The 18,832-nt window shown below is 45.6% G+C and carries 21 protein-coding genes; 13 read left to right on the top strand and 8 right to left on the bottom strand.

The features are described 5' to 3' along the window. Positions 1 to 15 precede the first annotated feature (15 nt). The 3 genes from ACDQ55_RS15680 to ACDQ55_RS15670 are packed head-to-tail and all read right to left on the bottom strand — an operon-like array spanning position 16 to position 2,677. A complete protein-coding gene (locus ACDQ55_RS15680) occupies positions 16 to 1,374 on the bottom strand; it encodes a sensor histidine kinase (RefSeq protein ID WP_420982358.1) in 1,359 nt (452 codons plus the stop codon). Continuing rightward, a complete protein-coding gene (locus tag ACDQ55_RS15675) occupies positions 1,358 to 2,077 on the bottom strand; it encodes a response regulator transcription factor (RefSeq protein ID WP_420982357.1) in 720 nt (239 codons plus the stop codon). The genes ACDQ55_RS15680 and ACDQ55_RS15675 overlap by 17 nt, the downstream gene beginning before the upstream one ends. Before the next feature lie 24 nt (positions 2,078 to 2,101). Beyond that, positions 2,102 to 2,677 carry a histidine phosphatase family protein gene (locus ACDQ55_RS15670; protein ID WP_420982355.1) on the bottom strand — a complete coding sequence of 192 codons (576 nt, stop codon included), beginning with the start codon at positions 2,675 to 2,677 and terminating at the stop codon, positions 2,102 to 2,104. Between the two features lie 334 nt (positions 2,678 to 3,011). Here ACDQ55_RS15670 and ACDQ55_RS15665 point away from each other — a divergent pair, with 334 nt between their 5' ends. Together ACDQ55_RS15665 and ACDQ55_RS15660 are read left to right on the top strand one after the other, a co-directional pair. Then, complete coding sequence (locus ACDQ55_RS15665) at positions 3,012 to 3,179, top strand: hypothetical protein (RefSeq protein WP_420982353.1); 168 nt, start codon at positions 3,012 to 3,014, stop codon at positions 3,177 to 3,179. A gap of 49 nt (positions 3,180 to 3,228) precedes the next feature. Then, positions 3,229 to 4,302 carry a class I fructose-bisphosphate aldolase gene (locus ACDQ55_RS15660; RefSeq protein WP_420982352.1) on the top strand — a complete coding sequence of 358 codons (1,074 nt, stop codon included), beginning with the start codon at positions 3,229 to 3,231 and terminating at the stop codon, positions 4,300 to 4,302. Positions 4,303 to 4,330: 28 nt separating this feature from the next. On the opposite strand, the gene ACDQ55_RS15655 is transcribed toward ACDQ55_RS15660, so the two are convergent. The 3 genes from ACDQ55_RS15655 to ACDQ55_RS15645 all read right to left on the bottom strand — a co-directional run bounded on the left by ACDQ55_RS15655 (position 4,331) and on the right by ACDQ55_RS15645 (position 7,291). Next, complete coding sequence (locus tag ACDQ55_RS15655; RefSeq protein WP_420982350.1) at positions 4,331 to 5,578, bottom strand: glutamate-5-semialdehyde dehydrogenase; 1,248 nt, start codon at positions 5,576 to 5,578, stop codon at positions 4,331 to 4,333. 17 nt (positions 5,579 to 5,595) lie between these two features. Next, complete coding sequence (proB, locus tag ACDQ55_RS15650) at positions 5,596 to 6,630, bottom strand: glutamate 5-kinase (protein WP_420982349.1); 1,035 nt, start codon at positions 6,628 to 6,630, stop codon at positions 5,596 to 5,598. Positions 6,631 to 6,808: 178 nt separating this feature from the next. Further along, positions 6,809 to 7,291: a hypothetical protein gene (locus ACDQ55_RS15645; protein WP_420982347.1), complete on the bottom strand. Its 483-nt coding sequence runs from the start codon at positions 7,289 to 7,291 to the stop codon at positions 6,809 to 6,811. A gap of 355 nt (positions 7,292 to 7,646) precedes the next feature. On the opposite strand from ACDQ55_RS15645, the gene ACDQ55_RS15640 reads away from it, so the two are divergent. Together ACDQ55_RS15640 and ACDQ55_RS15635 are read left to right on the top strand one after the other, a co-directional pair. Then, positions 7,647 to 7,916, top strand: a complete 270-nt coding sequence (locus ACDQ55_RS15640; RefSeq protein WP_420982345.1) for an ArsR/SmtB family transcription factor — start codon at positions 7,647 to 7,649, stop codon at positions 7,914 to 7,916. 434 nt (positions 7,917 to 8,350) lie between these two features. Then, positions 8,351 to 8,518 carry an SDR family oxidoreductase gene (locus ACDQ55_RS15635; RefSeq protein WP_420982434.1) on the top strand — a complete coding sequence of 56 codons (168 nt, stop codon included), beginning with the start codon at positions 8,351 to 8,353 and terminating at the stop codon, positions 8,516 to 8,518. 262 nt (positions 8,519 to 8,780) lie between these two features. Here the strand turns inward: ACDQ55_RS15635 and ACDQ55_RS15630 are convergent, their stop codons facing one another. Further along, a complete protein-coding gene (locus ACDQ55_RS15630; RefSeq protein ID WP_420982344.1) occupies positions 8,781 to 9,101 on the bottom strand; it encodes a GntR family transcriptional regulator in 321 nt (106 codons plus the stop codon). A 206-nt stretch (positions 9,102 to 9,307) separates the two neighbouring features. Here ACDQ55_RS15630 and ACDQ55_RS15625 point away from each other — a divergent pair, with 206 nt between their 5' ends. The 8 genes from ACDQ55_RS15625 to ACDQ55_RS15590 all read left to right on the top strand — a co-directional run bounded on the left by ACDQ55_RS15625 (position 9,308) and on the right by ACDQ55_RS15590 (position 16,912). Then, on the top strand, positions 9,308 to 9,745 hold the full coding sequence (locus ACDQ55_RS15625; protein ID WP_420982343.1) for a carboxymuconolactone decarboxylase family protein: 438 nt from the start codon (positions 9,308 to 9,310) through the stop codon (positions 9,743 to 9,745). Between the two features lie 354 nt (positions 9,746 to 10,099). After that, on the top strand, positions 10,100 to 10,573 hold the full coding sequence (locus tag ACDQ55_RS15620; protein WP_420982342.1) for a methylated-DNA--[protein]-cysteine S-methyltransferase: 474 nt from the start codon (positions 10,100 to 10,102) through the stop codon (positions 10,571 to 10,573). Between the two features lie 189 nt (positions 10,574 to 10,762). Next, positions 10,763 to 11,203, top strand: coding sequence for a GNAT family N-acetyltransferase (locus tag ACDQ55_RS15615; protein ID WP_420982341.1), 441 nt, complete (start codon positions 10,763 to 10,765; stop codon positions 11,201 to 11,203). A 24-nt stretch (positions 11,204 to 11,227) separates the two neighbouring features. Then, positions 11,228 to 11,791: an NUDIX domain-containing protein gene (locus ACDQ55_RS15610; protein WP_420982340.1), complete on the top strand. Its 564-nt coding sequence runs from the start codon at positions 11,228 to 11,230 to the stop codon at positions 11,789 to 11,791. A 20-nt stretch (positions 11,792 to 11,811) separates the two neighbouring features. Further along, entirely contained in the window at positions 11,812 to 12,630 is an 819-nt protein-coding gene (gene rlmB / locus ACDQ55_RS15605) for a 23S rRNA (guanosine(2251)-2'-O)-methyltransferase RlmB (protein ID WP_420982339.1), read from the top strand. Between the two features lie 7 nt (positions 12,631 to 12,637). Beyond that, positions 12,638 to 13,489 carry a hydroxymethylglutaryl-CoA lyase gene (locus tag ACDQ55_RS15600; protein WP_420982338.1) on the top strand — a complete coding sequence of 284 codons (852 nt, stop codon included), beginning with the start codon at positions 12,638 to 12,640 and terminating at the stop codon, positions 13,487 to 13,489. Between the two features lie 7 nt (positions 13,490 to 13,496). Continuing rightward, positions 13,497 to 14,468, top strand: coding sequence for a GSCFA domain-containing protein (locus ACDQ55_RS15595; protein WP_420982337.1), 972 nt, complete (start codon positions 13,497 to 13,499; stop codon positions 14,466 to 14,468). Positions 14,469 to 14,719: 251 nt separating this feature from the next. Beyond that, positions 14,720 to 16,912 carry a patatin-like phospholipase family protein gene (locus ACDQ55_RS15590; RefSeq protein ID WP_420982336.1) on the top strand — a complete coding sequence of 731 codons (2,193 nt, stop codon included), beginning with the start codon at positions 14,720 to 14,722 and terminating at the stop codon, positions 16,910 to 16,912. A gap of 115 nt (positions 16,913 to 17,027) precedes the next feature. On the opposite strand, the gene ACDQ55_RS15585 is transcribed toward ACDQ55_RS15590, so the two are convergent. Next, a complete protein-coding gene (locus tag ACDQ55_RS15585) occupies positions 17,028 to 17,633 on the bottom strand; it encodes a tRNA-(ms[2]io[6]A)-hydroxylase (protein WP_420982335.1) in 606 nt (201 codons plus the stop codon). A 53-nt stretch (positions 17,634 to 17,686) separates the two neighbouring features. Between ACDQ55_RS15585 and ACDQ55_RS15580 the strand changes: the two genes are divergently transcribed. Next, positions 17,687 to 18,802 carry an aminotransferase class I/II-fold pyridoxal phosphate-dependent enzyme gene (locus ACDQ55_RS15580; RefSeq protein WP_420982334.1) on the top strand — a complete coding sequence of 372 codons (1,116 nt, stop codon included), beginning with the start codon at positions 17,687 to 17,689 and terminating at the stop codon, positions 18,800 to 18,802. The last annotated feature ends 30 nt before the right edge of the window (positions 18,803 to 18,832 follow it).

The following is an 18,832-nucleotide window of genomic DNA, read 5'->3' as shown; positions in this document are numbered from 1 at the left end:
GTAAGAAAGTAAGTGCTACAGTGGTAGCTCAATCCTGATCTCGGTTCCCTGGTTTACTTGGCTATCTACAATAATATCGCTTTTGTGCATACGCATAATATTCATGGCCAGCGGGAGGCCAATGCCATAGCCTTTAAAGTGGTGGGTATTGGAGGCACGAAAGAAAGGGGAGAAGATATAAGGCTGATCTTCCGGAGGAATACCGATGCCCTGGTCTTTCACAATGATAATATTTTTCTTTTCTGTGGCAGCCAATGCTAGCGATACTGGTGCATTGTTGGAATATTTGATGGCGTTAGCCACAATGTTGGTGAGGGCAAGTTCCAGTAATTGGGCGTTGCCGGTGATCTGCAGCTTTTCTTCTTCTTCCGGGAAAAGACTGTAGTCGATGGCGACTTTATTACCCGGATATAGTTTATCGATGGTGTTTTTTACGGTAAATAACAGTTCATCGGTACGTATCTGCGTCCATGCCTGTTTTTTGCCGTCGAATCCTGTTTGCGCGAGATGCAGCAGGCTTTTGGTGATATGTTCCAGCCTGACGGCTTCACCCAGGATATTCTCTAAGGAATACACATATTTTTCAGGCGTACGTGTTTTATTAAGGGCCAGTTCTGCTTCTCCGATAATAGCAGTAAGCGGTGTGCTTAATTCATGGGAGGCGTTGCTCACGAAGTTATTCTGGGTTTCGAAAGCTGTTTCTAGGCGGTCCAGCATATTATTGAAGGTATTGGCCAGGTCGTTGATTTCGTCGCGGCTGTTATCTACATTGAGCCGCAAATGCAGATTTCGGGAGCTAATGCTTTTTACCTGCGTCATCATATGCCGGAGGGGCCTTAAAATATAATCGGAGAAAAAGATACCTGCAGCTACCAGTATTGCACTGGATGCTATGGAGCAGATCAGGAGGATTTTCCGGAGCCATGCAAGATAGTCTACGCTGTATTGGTTGATTGCGGATACAATCACAACATACAATCCTTGTTTGCTTTTGTATAATATGCCTTCGTAAAAGTGATCGCCTTCGCGGTAGGTTGCCTTGTTTTCCCGGATTACCTGATGATAGAATGAGCGTGGCAGGGAAAGCTGCGCATCTTGCTTTACTTCTCCATTACTTCCCACCTGTAGGAAATATTCCTTTTCGGCAGGTAGTTCTTCCAGATGCTCTTCCCTGATTTCGTTATACACCACAGAATTGGGTTCGTAATGGGGAAGGGTAGCTTTGGCGGTGAGATAGGCGCGGATTTCCAGCCGTTTATAGAAATCTTCGAAAGAATGTTGGTTAGCAAAATAGTATACCAATACACTCATAATGAGTATAGTAGAGATCGTTAGCCCGGCAAATACCAGCAATATTTTAGTGCGTATCTTCATCTGCCTGATTTTCCCGGATCATGTAACCCAGCCCTACTACAGTATGTATCAGTTCTGCCGGGTGGTGTTTGTTAATTTTTTTCCGGAGATAATTAATATATACGTCTACTACTTTGGTGTTCATATTAAAGTCGATGCCCCATACCTGTTCCAGTATTTCCAGTCTGGATAGCACTTTCCTCGGATTTTTAAGCAGAAATTCCAGCAGGCGGTACTCTGTGGCAGTGAGTGGTATGGTTTTGCCCTGGCGGCTGGCGGTTTTGGTGTCTGTATTCAGGTCGAGGTCGGCCAAGCGGAGTATAGCGCCTGTATGGGTGGGAAGGGGTATCCCGGAGCTATTGTTTTTTCTTCTCAGCAGGCTGCGGATACGGGCTTCCAATTCCTGTAGCTTGAAAGGCTTTACCAGGTAATCATCGGCGCCGCTGTCGAGCCCCATTACTATATTTTCGGTAGTGCCTAGGGCGGTCAGCATCAGGATGGGCACTTCTTGTTGTGCTTGCCGTAGAGAGCGGCAAACTGTTATGCCATTAATGCCAGGAAGCATGACGTCCAGTATGATCAGGCTGAAAGAGGAATTGTTAAGGGCCATTTGCAGGCCGCTGTTCCCATCCAGCGCCACACTTACCTCGTAGCCTGCTTCTGCAAGGCCACGGGTAATAACAGATACTACAGCAGGTTCATCTTCTATCAATAATAACTTCATGGGCCGCAAATATAACCCTAAAACTTATTCCAGGTGGCTTACGCAATTAAACAGCTCACATCTCCAGTTTTCATTAGAAAACTGTAAGCGGGTGATAGAGGTATTTTTCATGGCTGGTGTAGGGGAGTTGTCGGGGAAAAGGGTATCCAGCAGTTGCCGGATGAAACTGCCATGTGTAACGAGCAGCACCTTTTTTCCGGCATGTTCCGCTAGAATATCCTGCATAAAAGAAAGACCGCGGCCTACCACTGATGCGTTATTTTCCATACCGAGGTCCAGCAATTTCCAGTTTTCTCCCCATTGGGCAATGCGTTCTTCTTCAGTAGTGCCTTCAATAAGCCCGCCTCCGGCTTCGCCAATCCTTTGGTCTTCTATTACGCTACTGATCCCTATTTCCTGCGCAATTACTGCAGCTGTTTGCTTTGCCCGAAGCAAATGGCTGGAATAGAGGAGGTCCCAGGGTTCGCTGTTGAGCCATATCCCGAGTTTCATGGCCTGTTGAATTCCTTCTTCATCCAGCGGAATGTCTGAATGGCCTTGCAGTTTGCCGGCTTTGTTCCAGGAAGTAGTACCATGACGGATAATAGCGATTTGAGTCATATTGGTTTTTTTGATTCCGGGGGACAAATATATATAAATAGTGATGGGGATTATAAAAAAATGAGCGTGCAGTATCCATCTGTAAACTTGTATATTAAAAGTATAATATGTTTGTTCTACCCAGAAGCCAACAGTGGTCTCATATTCCGGTTTGTTTGATACCCTTATCTTTAACTCCCACAGTAAGCAAGATAAATACACTTTGATGCTATTTTTCTTACTTAAAAAGTAAAACTATGAAACACAATGTTCAGATGAATTCCCTGCTCTTCAAAGTCTTAAAGTCAAATACCTTCCCTTTTATAAGCTGCAAGTATTGTGTACATTTGCGACTATGAAAACGACTATTAATCCCAACGAAGAAAATCAGGACAGGAAGGAGTATCCGGGCAAGGAAGAACCCATTATTCATGATGGCTCCGGTGGCGCTTTTGAAAGCACAGAAATGGTGACGGATGAGCGGGAGGAACAACCCGGGCCACAAGGGCCTACACCTTACTAAGGCTGGTATTAAAAATGCTTAAATTAGTTGTACCCAAAAAGTCATGTTTATGTTATCCTTGGAAAAAATCAGCGAATTACTGGGAAAGGAAAGCGATACCCTGTTGCAGCACCAGAGCAAGACTATCTCCAAAGATCTCTTGCATCTTCCCGGTCCGGATACGGTGAATAGGCTTTACCAGCCCAGTAGCCGTAACCCACAGGTATTACGCAGCTTAGGACAACTATTTCACCATGGGCGGTTGGCAGGTACCGGCTATATGTCGATACTTCCGGTGGATCAGGGCGTAGAACACAGTGCCGGAGCTTCCTTCGCTAAAAATCCGGCTTATTTTGATCCGGAAAATATTGTGAAGCTTGCTATAGAAGGTGGCTGTAATGCAGTGGCTTCTACTTTTGGGGTATTATCATCGGTAGCTCGTAATTATGCGCACCGTATCCCGTTTATTGTGAAGATCAACCATAATGAATTACTTACGTATCCTAACAAAGCCGACCAGGTGATGTACGGCACGGTAGAGGAAGCCTGGAACATAGGGGCTGCGGCGGTAGGCGCCACCATTTACTTTGGCTCAGAAGAATCCGACCGTCAGATCGTAGAAGTATCGCAGGCATTTGAAAGAGCGCATGAGTTGGGTATGGCCACTGTTCTTTGGTGTTACCTGCGGAATAATGCCTTTAAGAAGGAGGTGGATTATCATTTGTCTGCTGATCTTACCGGGCAGGCCAATCACCTGGGTGTTACCATTCAGGCAGATATTATCAAGCAAAAATTACCCTTATACAATGGTGGTTATAAGGCATTGAATACAGGTAATTCTTCTTATGGCAAGTTCGATGAAAGGATCTATACTGAATTGACGTCAGATAACCCTATAGACCTTTGCCGCTATCAGGTAGCTAATTGTTATATGGGCCGCATAGGGTTGATCAATTCCGGTGGTGCATCGGAAGGGGAAGCGGATCTGGCAGAGGCAGTGCGTACGGCAGTGGTCAATAAGCGTGCAGGGGGCGTAGGCCTTATTTCCGGCAGGAAAGCCTTTCAGCGTCCTATGGCGGAAGGGGTGGCGTTATTGAATGCTATCCAGGATGTATACCTGCATCCTCAGGTGACCGTTGCATGATTGGAGCATTGACGGTAAGTGATTATGCCTACCTCGTTTGTCCGTTACCGTGAATTACCCATTTTTCTGTTACCAGTTTTTCCAGGGCGAAGGGGCCGCGGGCGTGCAGTTTTTGGGTGGAGATGCCTATTTCAGCGCCCAGTCCGAATACGGCTCCATCAGTGAAGCGCGTAGAGGCGTTCATGTATACTGCCGCGGCATCCACTTCATTAAGGAAGCGCTCACTCAGTGCGCTGTCTTCGGAAATAATGGCTTCCGAATGTTTGGAAGAGAATTGTTGTATATGGGATAAAGCTGCTGTAAGGTCTGGCACCACTTTCACAGAGCATTTCAGCGAGAGAAATTCCCGTCCGAAATCTCCGGATTGCGCGGTATATAGGTATGGATAGTTATTTTGCTGCAGGAGCGTAAGGGATAACGGGTCTGCATATACCTCTACGGCATAGGGCAGCAGTTGAGGGGCGAGTAAGGCTAGGAATTCGGCTGCCACAGCTTCATCCACCAGCACGGTATCCAGCGAGTTGCACACAGCCGGCCGAGACACTTTCGCATTGGTTACAATAGCGGCTGCCTGTGGAAGGTTAGCCGTTTTTTCCACGTAGGTATGACATACGCCGGCGCCGGTTTCTATTACTGGTACGCTGGAATTAGTTCTCACATATTCGATCAGTTGCTCAGAGCCGCGGGGAATGATGATGTCGATAAATTTTACGGCGGTGAGCATTTCTCCGATGAGGTGGCGGTCTGTTGGCAGTAATTGCACGGCATTTTCATCTACACCAAATTCCCGTAGCACATCTTGTATCAGTGCTACAAGAACAGTATTGGTATAAAAGGCATCTGTACCTCCCCGTAATACACATACGTTGCCGGAGCGGATGCAGAGGGCAGCTACGTCTACTGTTACGTTGGGCCTTGATTCATAGATCACGCCTACCACGCCCAGTGGCACTGTTTTTTTCTGTACCAGCAGGCCGTTATCCAGCCGTTTTTCCAGTAGGATAACGCCGGCAGGGTTGGGCAGCCCGGCGATATCTTTTAGGCTGGTAGCTAAATCCCGTATACGTGTTTCAGTTAGTAACAGCCGGTCTTTTTTAGGGTCTTCATCCGGCATCCGGTCAAGGTCTTGTTGATTAGCCGCAGTAATGGCCGCTGCCTGTTGCAGGATTACTACCGCCAGTTGACGGAGCAGTGCTTGTTTGCGGGTGTCTGGGAGGTTACGTATAGATACGCCTGCCTGCTGCGCTTTTTCAAGTAATGGTTGTATTGTTTGCATGCGTTGTTTGCTATGTTTTACAGCAGCACAATGTCGTCGGCATGTGCTACTTCTTTGTTTTGTGCTTTGTGGTATAAGTCGGGGTGATCGGAAGATATTTTTGCTCTGCCCACGGCAATAACGATATTATCTTCATTCACAATTTCTATGACCTCTCCACATTCAAACTTTTCCAGGATGGATTGTACGCCTACTGCCAGGAGGCTATGCCGTTTTTCCAATGCTTGCTGGGCGCCGGCATCTACCTGTATTCTGCCGGTAACCAGGCTGCCGCTGGCCAGCCATTTTTTCCGGGCGGGTATGCTGCAGGGCTGGGGTAAGCATAAGGTGCCGGTTTTGCCTGCTACAGCATTGAGGATACCATCTGTAGTGCGGATACCGAAAATTACTACGCGGATGCCCATACGGGTGGCAAGCCGGGCAAAAGTGAGCTTAGAAACCATCCCGCCTAATCCCAGGCTCGACTTTTCTTTATCAGCCAGGCTCAGGGCTGCCTGGTCAATCACATCTATCTGCGGTACTACTTGTCCTGATCTGTCCAGTACGCCAGCAACAGAAGTGCTGAATAGCAGCAGGGAGGAGCCAAAGCCCACGGCTATTAGTGTAGCCAGTTCGTCGTTGTCGGAGAATTTCAGTTCCAGGTTGCTCACCACGTCGTTTTCGTTGGCAATGGGAATAATGCCGCTGGCCCAGAGTTCTTCGTAGGTGCGTTTTAGTTGGAGAAACTGATTGCGGTTTGAAAAGTGCTGGCGTTCGCATAAACTTTGCGCCACCGCAATGTTATAGGGTGCAAAGTACCGGCTGTATTTATTCAGCAGTAAGGGGTTGCCGATGGCCGCAGCGGCCTTTCGCTCACTGATGGTGCCATTGTAATGCCGTAGGAATTGTTTGCCCGCTGCTACTGCTCCTGAAGAAACCAGCACTATGTGATAATGAGTATGCAATTCTGCTACCTGCCGTGCAATGCCAGCCATCACCGTTTCGTTGAGGTCGCCGTTCTGGTGGGTGATAGATGCCGTCCCAAATTTTATTACAAGTATTGGTTTGCTCAATTTTGGTTGTATTTGAAGACTAATTTACTATTAAGGAGCTGAATTTTTTAGCATAAAATTCTATCTGGTATGATTACGCTAATGGGATTGGGAAGCAAACGGAAAAGAGTAGGGGGTTGACATCGTTTATAAGAGATAGCTATTAGCCACTAATAGCTAATAGCTATCTGCCAGCAGCTTACTTCATGTATTGCTTATACTCATTCTCTATATCTGTTACGTCTACTTTATGGAGTTGGTTGCCATCAAATAACCACACTTCCCAGTTGTATTTCAGGTCTCCGAGATTAAGTGTAGTGACTTGTCCGTTTTTAGCGCGAAAACTGATTTTTCCGCCTGTAGGCTCCATAATTTTCAATCCTTTGTCTTCCAGAAATAAGCGGGCATCGGCCATATAGTTTTGATAATCGTCGGCAATGGTATAGAAAGCTTCTTCTCCGTTATCGATTTGTAACTTGGCCAGCTGTGCGCTGTCGGGCGAATAAAAAACAGCACAAGGTTGAGTGATCTGCTGCGTATTGGCGTCAGTAACAGCAACAGTAGCTGCTACTATTGGCGCAGCGGTTGTTGGTTCTTTTTCATCTGTTGTCTCACTATCATGACAAGCCATCAAAGTAAGGAATGCCACAGATAAGAATAGGTGCTTTTTCATGGTTTTCATAGCAATAATTTGTTTGGCATATTTGTACAGTTGGCTGGTGGTATATGCCAACATAGGCGCGCGAAGATAATATAAAAATATGCCGGTCACAATACAATTGGAGATCCTTCATATAAGGATAATCAATGTGGCTGCTTTTGCCCCAAGTGGCGTTGTCAGAATGGCTGAAGCTGGGTGACCGCCAGTGAAATTGCCGATGAGCTGCAGATAAAAGCTACTTGAGCTGGCTTTTTAAAGAATATTTTAGCGTTGCCCCGGTAGTCTTCCTAAATGAAGAGCTAGCTAGCCGGAAAAGGCAAGGAAAAAAATTCATTGAAATATTTCGATATTTGGAAAATAATATTACCTTTGTGTCATGGATTTAGCAGTTATAGAAAAAGCGGCAAATGCCATCGCAGACAAGCACCGATTATCAATTATAATGGAGATTGTTAAGAAGGAAAGGCTGGTTTGTGGTGATGTATGTGGATTTACGTTTTTGTCGCAACCCACGGTATCACACCATGTAAAGATCCTGGTTGACAGTGGCGTGCTGATTTCTACAAAGAATGGCAGGGTGGTGGAACTGACCCTTAACAAGGAGATGATGAAGCAGCTGTCTATGTTCTTTCTGCAATTAAGTTAAGGTAAAAGACCTTTCATAGTTTTTATCAATTGCCTTTATCAGTAAGCTGAGGTACTCCGGGTGTTACCAACAGCTTTTTTTATCGGATAATATATCGAAAGTTTTAAATTTATAGATTTATAGAGAGATTTTTCTCTTTTTTTATTACTTATTATATTGATAAACTTAAATAAATCAATGGAATAGCATTACTACAGCATAAAACCGCTGTTATCACAGGAGGTAATAGCGGCATAGGATACGAAACAGCAGCAGATTTTTTGAAGAAAAGAGTAAGGGTTTTGATAACAAGGACGTAATCCGGCAGCCTTACAGCAGGCTGCCGCTACGTTAGGCAATGGAGTAGATCGTTTTATCGCTGATGAAGGCATTACCACAGATGCTGAGAAATTAGCAGCGTATGTACATGATCGTTATAGTGAAATAGATATCTTATTTATAAGCGCAGGCATCGATGCGGTAACAGAAGCGGATTTCGGCCAGGTAGATTAAGACAACCGGAAGATATTGCCAACATGGTTACCTTCCTGGTTTTAGGTGACGCTTCGTTTATTACTGGTGCAGAATATAATGTAGACGGCGGCCTTTTGTGCATCCGTTGATCGGTTGATAAATGATCCTGGGCGTTGCAGTGTGCAGCATTGTTTAAATGCTGCACCGGCAGCAAGGACTTTAAAAGAAATTTAAGATTAATTCTTTGTTGATTTACAGTTAATGGTTGTTTAGGAGTGTTTGTAGATCCCATTGGTTGCCTGCCGGGTGCCGCTTGCTATATAGGTATCTGGCAGCAACTATTAAAGAATATAGTTGTAGGTTTATAATAAAATGAAAAGGTCGTTTCATTCTTGGAACGACCTTCTTTGTTTAGCCTACGCGGTAGCCGGGTAACAGGGGATTGCTGGTTTTACGGAACATAGCGGCAGTTGGCCGCGGAGCAGTTACGGGCAGCAACTGCGGCCGTATGCGATGACTATATCGAACATAGTATCCTGATTTCTCCCGGGCTTCTACCCAGCCTTTCTTCTCTAAGTGGGTATATACTTGTAAGGCCGTACTAATGCCATGCTCCTGGTGCAGCGTTCTTACAGAAAGCAACTCCTCGCCTGCTGCATATACGCCCTCACTGATCATAGTTTGTATTTTATCTGCTAATTGCAGATAAATAAAGCCATTACCTTTTTTCATGCTTTAAAGGTAATCTGTTATGTATGAAACTTCATCATTCTGTATCTGTTTTGGTATCTTTTTATCCTTTTATTTTGCTGGTATAATTCACTGTTTATAACGTGTTAAAATAAGTAACCACACTCTTGTGCCAGGACAGGAAGATCAGTTATCCGTGAATATTTTTTTAAATTAGGACTATTTATATTAAAAATAAAAACAATACTATGGAAGCAAGAATGGACATTTACAAACTCGCCCCAGGCTCTTTAAAGGCCATGATGACATTGCAAACATTTGTAGACAACAGTGGACTAGACAAAACGTTGTCTGAGCTTATTAAGATCCGCGCTTCACAAATCAATGGTTGTGTATTCTGCCTTAATATGCATACTAAAGACGCCCGAAAACAAGGGGAAACTGAACAGCGTATCTATGGCCTCAACGCCTGGCATGAGGCGCCCTATTACACCGATAAAGAGCGCGCCGCTCTGGCGTTAACAGAGGCGGTAACATTGGTGAGCAGTTCTCATGTGCCGGACGATGTGTACAATGCCGCATTGGCCGTATTTACTCCGGAAGAAGTGGCAACAATCACTATGGCTATTGTTACCATTAACGCCTGGAACCGGATTGCTGTGACCTCCAGGACGCAGCCTGTATGAGGGTATAAGGCTGTCTGGCATTGACTACGGACAGCAGCCAACCTAAAAATAGCTACTTTCTGCAGCTAAATGTGAGAGGTGTGCCATCCGGTACACCTCTAGTGCTAATAAATATCGAAAGAATCAGTAGGTGACTACAATTTCACTTTAACAACGCACTTTATGCGCTGACGGTTCCGTAAGCCGCGTTGCCTGAAGCTGAGCCTGTAAATGCTGTGAAGAAAAAATAGATTACATTTGAACGATGGGCCTTCCCTGGCAGATATGCGAGTATATACCAGTTTGTGGAAGGAACATGCTGATATGCCACTTTTTATTTGTGGAGAGCATTATTAAATGTTAATAGAAGCAGGAATGCATCATCTACGTATAGACACTCCCGTTGGACCGATATTGATCAGTGGCACCGCTGATTTTATCAATGAGGTTGCTTTTACAGATCAACCGCCGGTAGATTTTCCCCAGGCGCCATCTTTATTGCTGAATTGCGCCCAGCAACTATATGAATATTTCAGCGGAGACCGTAAAACGTTTGAGTTGCCTATTGCACAGGAAGGTACCGATTTTCAGCAATTGGTGTGGCAACAGCTATTATCTATTCCATTCGGACAAACAATTTCCTATCAACAGCTTGCACGGCGTATACGTAACCCCAAAAGTATCCGCGCAGTAGGCACTACTAACGGAAAAAACAAACTGGTTATTATTGTTCCCTGTCATCGTGTGATTGGTAGCGATGGGTCGCTTACCGGCTATGCGGGCGGATTATGGCGTAAGCGGTGGTTGTTGGATCACGAAAGAACAGATTTGTTTACAGGATTGTTGTGAAATGTTCCGGTGGATTTCGTATGCCCTTTCCTGATAGGGTAATATTCCCATTTGCAGTAGAAATAATTGCTTTATACTTTTATGGGAGAAGAAATCTGATATGGTTTAAAATATTAAAATTGCCTCTTTTTCTTTGTTGCTGAAATGAGTTAAATTGAGATAGTATTCACACTAATTAATGATTATCTTATGGAAGTTATTCAGGCAACGGAGTTACATATTAATGAAGTGGCGGTATTGTTTGATGCTTACCGCGGTTACTACGACCAGCAGCCGGATTTTGATGGCGCGTTGGCCTTTATTACGGAAAGGATAGCCCAAAAAGACAGTGTAATATTTATAGCGCTGTTGGAGGATGAAATTATTGGGTTTACGCAGTTGTATCCCATATTTACTTCTTTGAGAATGAAGCGGGGGTGGTTATTGAACGACCTGTACGTGCTGGAAGAGCACAGGGGTATTGGCGCCGGGAAAGCTTTGCTGGATGCGGCCGCTGAATATGGTCGAAAAACAGACGCCGCCTGGTTAATGTTGCAGACATATATTGCCAATACAACCGCGCAGGCGTTGTATGAAAAAGAGGGATTTAAAAAGGATACCAATTCTTATTACTATTATAAGCCGCTTTAAATAACGGCAAGCGGATTTTTCTGTATGGATATAACGAAGAACCCCTGGATCATTCATTCCAGGGAAATGAGATACGAGAACAATTGGATCAGTGTATGGCATCATGAAGGGACGAATCCTGCCGGAGGACCAGGTATTTATGGCGTAGTACATTTTAAGAACCAGGCAGTAGGCGTGGTGGCTTTGGACGAAGACATGAATATTTTCCTGGTAGGGCAGTACCGTTTTCCACTAAATCGCTTTAGCTGGGAGATTCCCGAAGGTGGCGGTCCTTTGGGAGAAGCTGCCCTGGATACCGCAAAGCGCGAGTTGTTGGAAGAAACCGGACTGGTGGCTACCCAATGGGAGGAGATTATACGCATCGCCCTCTCTAATTCTGTATCTGATGAAGAGGGAGTGGTATTTTTAGCCCGTGGGTTGGAACAACGTACGGCAGAGCCGGAAGAAACAGAGCAGTTAATCATCCGGAAAGTGCCTTTTGAAGAAGCCTACCGCATGGTGAACGACTTCGAGATCACCGATTCCTTATCTGTTGCGGCGATACAAAAAGTGAAGCTCATGCGGTATGAAGGGTTATTAAATAAATAAACCTGTTACCTTTGTAGCACATGGAAAGGAAATCTAACGCTTTCAGAGGTGAAAGAAGAGAAGGGCAGCGAGGCCCTAAGAAATATGCAACACAACGGCCAAAACAATCTACGATGATTATTGGCCGTCAACCCTTATTGGAAGCGCTGAGCAGCGGTAAATCGATTGAGCGCATCTTTATGCTGCGTACGGCTACCGGCGATATTATTCCACAGATAAGAGAACTGGCGCAGGCCAACAATATTCCGGTGAACTATGTGCCGGTAGAAAAGCTCAATGGGCTTACTCAAGCTAATCACCAGGGGGTAGTAGCCCTGGCCGGCAATGTTATTTATCTGGATCTGCAGGATGTGATTTCCCACGTAACTGAACAAGGCCAAACACCCTTGTTCCTGATACTGGATGGTATTACCGATGTGCGCAATATAGGCGCTATTGCCAGAAGTGCGGTGTGTTGCGGCGCCCAGGCAATTATTATACCGGATAAGGGGATTGCTGCGCTGAACGAAGAGGCCATGAAATCTTCTGCCGGCGCCCTGGAAAAAATTGCGGTATGCCGGGTAAATAGCCTGAACAAAGCCATTGATACCCTTCATCTCAATGGTATTAAAGTGATGGCCAGCGAAATGGAAACGCCCATTAAACTATATGATTGCGACCTGAAAGAACCGGTGGCGGTGATTATGGGATCAGAAGACAAAGGAGTATATCCTTCCTTGCTCAAAGCATCGGATATACTGTTCCGTATACCGATGGCCGGTGACTTTGAATCGTTTAATGTGGCCGTAGCAGCTGGGATTATACTATATGAGGCATTGAAACAGCGAACAGTAAATTAAACGCTTTATGCTTAAATTGATCGAATGTCCCCGTGATGCCATGCAGGGATGGCACCGGTTGATCTCTACGGAGGAAAAGGCAGATTACCTGAATGCTTTATTGAAGGTAGGTTTTGATACCATCGATTTTGGCAGCTTTGTATCGCCTAAAGCCATTCCCCAGATGGCAGACACCCGGGATATACTGCCACGGCTGCAACTGGGAGATACACGTAGTAAATTGCTGGCTATCGTAGCTAATCTCCGCGGTGCGGAAGAAGCGGTGGCATTCGATGAAATCAGTTACCTGGGCTTCCCTTTCTCAATATCCGAAACCTTTCAGTTGAGAAATACCAATAAAACCATTGCTGAATCGCTGGAGCAGGTGTATGCTATGCAGGAGCTATGCATCAAAAACCGCAAGGAACTGGTGATCTATATTTCCATGGGATTTGGTAATCCCTATGGAGATGCCTATAGCCCGGAAATTGCGTTGCGGTGGGTAGAAGAAATGGTGAAGATGGAGATCGGCATCATCTCTCTTGCGGATACGGTAGGGGTAGCAGAACCGGCTACGATCAAAGCGCTTTTTAAACACCTGATACCGGCCTATCCACAAGTGGAAATAGGCGCCCACTTTCATGCAGCCCCCTATAATTGGGAAGAAAAAGTATTAGCAGCCTATGAACAGGGCTGTAAACGTTTTGATAGCACCATTAAAGGCATTGGTGGCTGCCCTATGGCTAAAGATGAGCTGGTAGGCAACCTGGCCACCGAAAACCTCATTGCTTTTTGCCAGGCGCAGCAAGAACCGCTTACCCTGGATATGAATGCGCTATACACTGCGCAACAGCTGGCAAATACTGTTTTTAAAGATTAATCGTTACATGCAATTTCATTTAAGCTTTCCGGTGCCCACCCTGTCGCCAGGTATCCAGTACGATCAGGAACTATTACTGATGGGGTCTTGCTTCGCAGAAGAAATAGGCGAAAAGCTAGCGGAACACCGTTTTAATACACTGATCAATCCCCATGGCATTTTATATAACCCATTGAGCATTACACAGGCGCTGACCAGTTACCTGGATGGGAAAATATACACGGAGGAGGACTTGTTCCAGCACCAGGATGCCTGGAATAGCTGGGACCATCATAGCCGCTTTTCGGACCTGAGCCCGGAAGCCACGCTGGCGCACATCAATACCATGCAAACGGCCGCTATAGCGGCGATAGAACGGGCCGACTGGCTTATCCTTACGCTGGGGTCTGCCCATACCTACGTACGCAAAGAAAACAACCGCCTGGTAGGTAACTGCCATAAAGTGCCGGCTACCCATTTTTATAAACGTTTGCTCACTGTAGATGAAATAGTAACGGCACTGGATAATTTTATGCATCGTTTGTTTTTCCGGAACCGGAAGATTAATATACTCTTCACCGTTAGTCCCGTGCGCTATGTCCGCGATGGAGTAGTAGAGAATAATCTCAGCAAAGCTATTTTGCTGCAGTCGGTGCACCACCTTGTTAATAAGTTTAACCGCCTGTTTTATTTTCCGGCTTATGAGCTGGTGATCGATGACTTGCGCGATTACCGTTTTTATAAAGAAGACCTGGTGCATCCGAACGAACTGGCTGTGAACTATGTATGGGAACAGGTGGTAAAAGCCTGTATCAGCCCCGAAAGCCAGGAACTGCTGCATCATATCGCTGCTATCAACCGGGCAGCCAGTCATCGCCCTTTTAACCCGGAAAGTCCCCAGCATCAGCAATTTTTACATACCTACGCTGCTAAGGTGAAGGAGCTGATGGCCAGGCATCCGGAGCTGAATTGGGGAGATATGGCAAGCCGGTTTGTATAAGATGGTGGTAGCATTTCATTGCCTGCCAGGTAGAATAGATGATAGCACCGGCTTTTGTGCAAGATGAGATAATGAATATTTATTATGGATAGAAATGATGTTTAAAAAACTACATCATGCTTTACTGGCGAATGTCATAAAGCCTTATCTTTAATAAGGGCCAATTTTTTAGCATGAAGAATGGTTTTATATCTTGTCTAGCCAGGGGTGTCAGTTTATTGTTGTTAGCTATTTTTACGTGTCACTATGCCGTGGAAGCTCAGCAAACTATTTCCGACAGGCCAAAAGTAGGGTTAACGCTCAGCGGTGGTGGTGCGCGGGGCCTTGCTCATATTGGCATTTTGGAGGCGATAGACAGTGCAGGGTTAAAGGTGGATATGATAACGGGTACCAGTATGGGAAGTATTATTGGCGCACTATATGCTATGGGGTATTCCGGTAAAAAAATAGAAGACATTGCACATCGATTAAACTGGAACAGTCTTTTTTCTAATCAGCCCGTATTAACAGATATTTCTTACGAAGAAAAGCAGGAATACAACAAATATATCATTGAGATACCTTTCGAATATGGGAAGCCTAAACTTGCGTCTGGCGTAATTTCCGGCGAGGCGCTGTGGCTGGAGCTGGCCCAGTTGTGTTGGCCGGTGAAAGATGTAAAGCATTTTTCAGATTTTAATATCCCATTTAAATGCATTGCTACTGATGTGGCCACCGGTCAGATTGTAACGTTGGACAGTGGTGAGATTGTTACCTGTTTACGCGCCAGCATGGCGATCCCTTCTATCTTCACTGCCGTAAAGATTGGCAACCGTAAATTGGTAGATGGGGGCGTGGTGCGCAACTTTCCCGTGATAACGGCCAAGGATATGGGCGCAGATATTGTTATAGGCGCTAACGTGAGTGGCGGACTAAGAAAAGCAGACCAATTGCTGACACCTTTTGATATCCTTTACCAGTTGGGGTTTTATAAAGATGCGGAAGATTTTTCCAAAGCGATTAAACTATGTGATATTTATGTGCCGATAAACAAAGAGTTGGAAAATTATTCCGCTGCAAGTTTCGGCAGTGTAGATTCTATCATTGAAGCGGGCCGCCGGAAGGGTAGGGAGATGTATCCTGTTTTCAAGCACCTGGCCGATTCGTTGAATGCCCTGTATCCGGATCCGCCTTTTGAAGCAGACCGGTTGCCATTTTCTGCTGATGTGGAACTAAGCAGTATCCATGTAACTGGCCTGGTGCACTCCGATCAGAAGTTCTTTTTGCAACGGTTACGTCTGAAACCAGGTGGCTGCTATTCACCTGCCCAGATCAGAAATGCCATACAAAACGTATTTGGTACCCGTTTCTATAAACAGATCACCTATAACCTGGCGCCGGAAGGGTATGGTAAAAGCAGCATGAACATACAGGTAGAAGAAAACCAGTTAACCTATGTGAAATTTGCCCTCAACTATAACACCTTTACGGGCGCTAATGCTATTGTTAACCTTACCCAGCGGAACTTTATTGTTCCTAATTCCCGTTCTTATGTTACCGCTGCTGTTAGTGAAAATCCACGCCTGGAAGCAGCCTATTTCAAATACCTGGGACGTAACCGGAATTTTGGTTTTGGGCTTAGCACCTATTATGAAAATAACGGGTTAACCTTTTACGACGATGATTTCAATAAGCTGCAGCAATACCGCAATAAGTATGTGAATGTGAACATGGATATGCAGTATATGATTGGCCGCGATATGGCGTTGGGCGCTGGCACCCGTTGGGAATACATTAAATTTAAACCGCAGTTTTCTCCTTTTTTGGAGGTAAGGGGCAGCACTAACCAGTTGAATAGCTATTTTTCTTTTGGCATTAACTCCCTGAATCAAAAAATATATCCTACCAAGGGATTGTTACTGGATTTGGAAGCGGGATATGTTTACAATCAACATTCCGGCATACACGTTAATGCAGATGGCGCGCCATTAGACCTGGACAGTGCCGGTATTAATTTCGGGGACTATCAACGATTTATCCTGAACTTGAAATATTATATTCCTGTAGGACAAAAATCGGCTATAGAGCTGGATGGTAATGTTGGTTATAATCTTCATTATAATGAGTCGGCTGTAAATGGTTATGTAGTGGGAGGAATGACTAATGTTATACGTAACCAGGTGCCTTTTGTAGGACTTAGAGAAGGGGAGGTGATTACGCCCAAGATCGGTGCTGTACAACTGGCATGGCAGTACGAATTTCTCCGGAATGTATTTGCGATTCCTCGTGTAGGCGCTGCCGTATATGATGGGGAGATATCCGGTGGCAACCGCTATAAATGGCTGAGCGGCTATGGGTTGGGTGCTGGCTATAGCAGCCGGATGGGTCCCATAGAAGCTACTATGATGTATAGCGACCAGTCGGGCCGGTTGAAGTTTTATGTAAACCTCGGTTTTAATTTTTAGCTTTTAGCGGGCTGGCTAAAAGTAAAATGAACCTCAGTTTATCTTGATCATTTTCTGCCTGGTAGAGGCGCCTTTTAGCCAGTTTTTGAAGCTTTTATATCGTTGTTGGCACTTGTTAGTGCATCCGGTCGCCCCGTACATCGATGTTCTGCAGGATTTCGGCTTCCAGTTTCAGCCATTCCTGCCAGCGGTTCCGCACTTTTTCTTCCGGAAAGTATTCGTTAGCCAGATCTATAAACAAACGGTAGTGGCCTGCTTCGGAAACCATAAATTTGCGGTAGAACTCGCGCAGGTATTCATCTTCCAAACCTTCACTTAGTAAACGGAAACGTTCGCAGCTACGCGCTTCGATGAGGGCAAATATGAGAAGGGCGTCGAGGAAGCTGTCATCTGCATGACCACCCTTTGTGCGGTGGTTCAAGAGGGCGTTTACATATTCATCCTTACGTTGTTTGCCCAGGGGCAGACCACGTTTTTTCATTTCTGCCAATACCTGCCGGAAATGGCCCCATTCTTCCGTTACAATAGGCGCCAGTTCTTCCACCAGCTTTGTTCTTTCCGGGTTACGCTGTATTAAAGAGATCGCAGAAGACGCCGCTTTCTGTTCGCAGTAGGCATGATCCGTGAGAATGTCTTGTAATGAAATGGCTGCCAGATTCACCCATCTTGGGTCGGTAGGCAATTTTAGTCCGAGTATAGATACTTTGCTCACACTTATCATTTTTTGCGAAGATAGTGGCAAAGTTTAAATTGTGCATCTTTAAAGACAGATCTATGCAGCAGGATAGCACTTCTTTTTTAACACGTTTACTCGATGAGCGCAGGGAGCAGGAGTTATTCCGAGAACTCCGCCTGCCGGGCGACAAAGTGGATTTTTGTTCCAACGACTACCTGGGGCTTACCCGGAATGCGGAAGTACGCGCTTACATCCATCAGGTGATGGAAGAAAGGCATCCGCCCCATGGCAGTACCGGTTCCCGGCTGTTAGCCGGAAACTATGAATGGATATTGTCTGTAGAAAAGGACCTGGCAGCTTTTCACCATGCTGCTGCAGGATTGATTTATAATTCCGGATATGACGCTAATCTGGGGCTGTTTTCCTGCCTGGGCAGGAGAGGGGATACTATTATTTATGATCAATTGATACATGCCTCTATCCGCGATGGGGTGAGGTTATCGGCTGCCCAGTCATTTTCTTTCTTGCATAGTGATATAGGAGATCTCGAAAAAAAACTGCGGAATGCCAGCGGTAATATTTTTGTGGCAGTAGAATCCATCTATTCTATGGATGGGGACCTGGCTCCCCTGGCAGCTATTGCGGCGCTTTGCCAGCAGTATGGCGCCCATTTGATTGTGGATGAAGCCCATGCTACCGGTGTAATCGGTAATGCAGGAGAAGGATTGGTACAACTGCTGCTACTGGAGGAACAGTGTTTTGCACGTGTACATACCTTCGGAAAAGCGGTAGGTTGCCATGGCGCAGTGGTGCTGGGCTCGACTATACTGCGGGATTATCTCATTAATTTCTCCCGTTCGTTTATTTATACCACTGCACTGCCACCAGCCTCCCTGGCCGCCATAGAAGCCGGATATGCTGTTTTTCCTTATTTGCAGGCAGAAAGGGAAATGCTTTCCAGTTTGATAACGCAGTTCCGGGCAGGCATGGAACAAACTGATTTGCTTCCTGGCACTACGCCAATACAAGCGGTGCTTACTCCCGGTAACGACTATACGCGCCGTACTTCAGAACGCTTGCAGGCAGCCGGCCTGGATGTGCGGCCCATCCTGCATCCTACGGTGCCCAAAGGGGCTGAGCGGCTTCGTATCGTGTTGCATAGTTTTAATACTTCCGATGAAGTAGCACACCTGGTAAAAGTATTGCAGGCATAGGTGGATATGATGTCAATTTGATGTATTTTA

The sequence above is a fragment of the Chitinophaga sp. 30R24 genome (genome assembly GCF_049056765.1).
Taxonomy (GTDB): domain Bacteria; phylum Bacteroidota; class Bacteroidia; order Chitinophagales; family Chitinophagaceae; genus Chitinophaga.
Note: the sequence above shows the minus strand (reverse complement) of the source record. Positions and strands in the feature narration are given on the sequence as shown.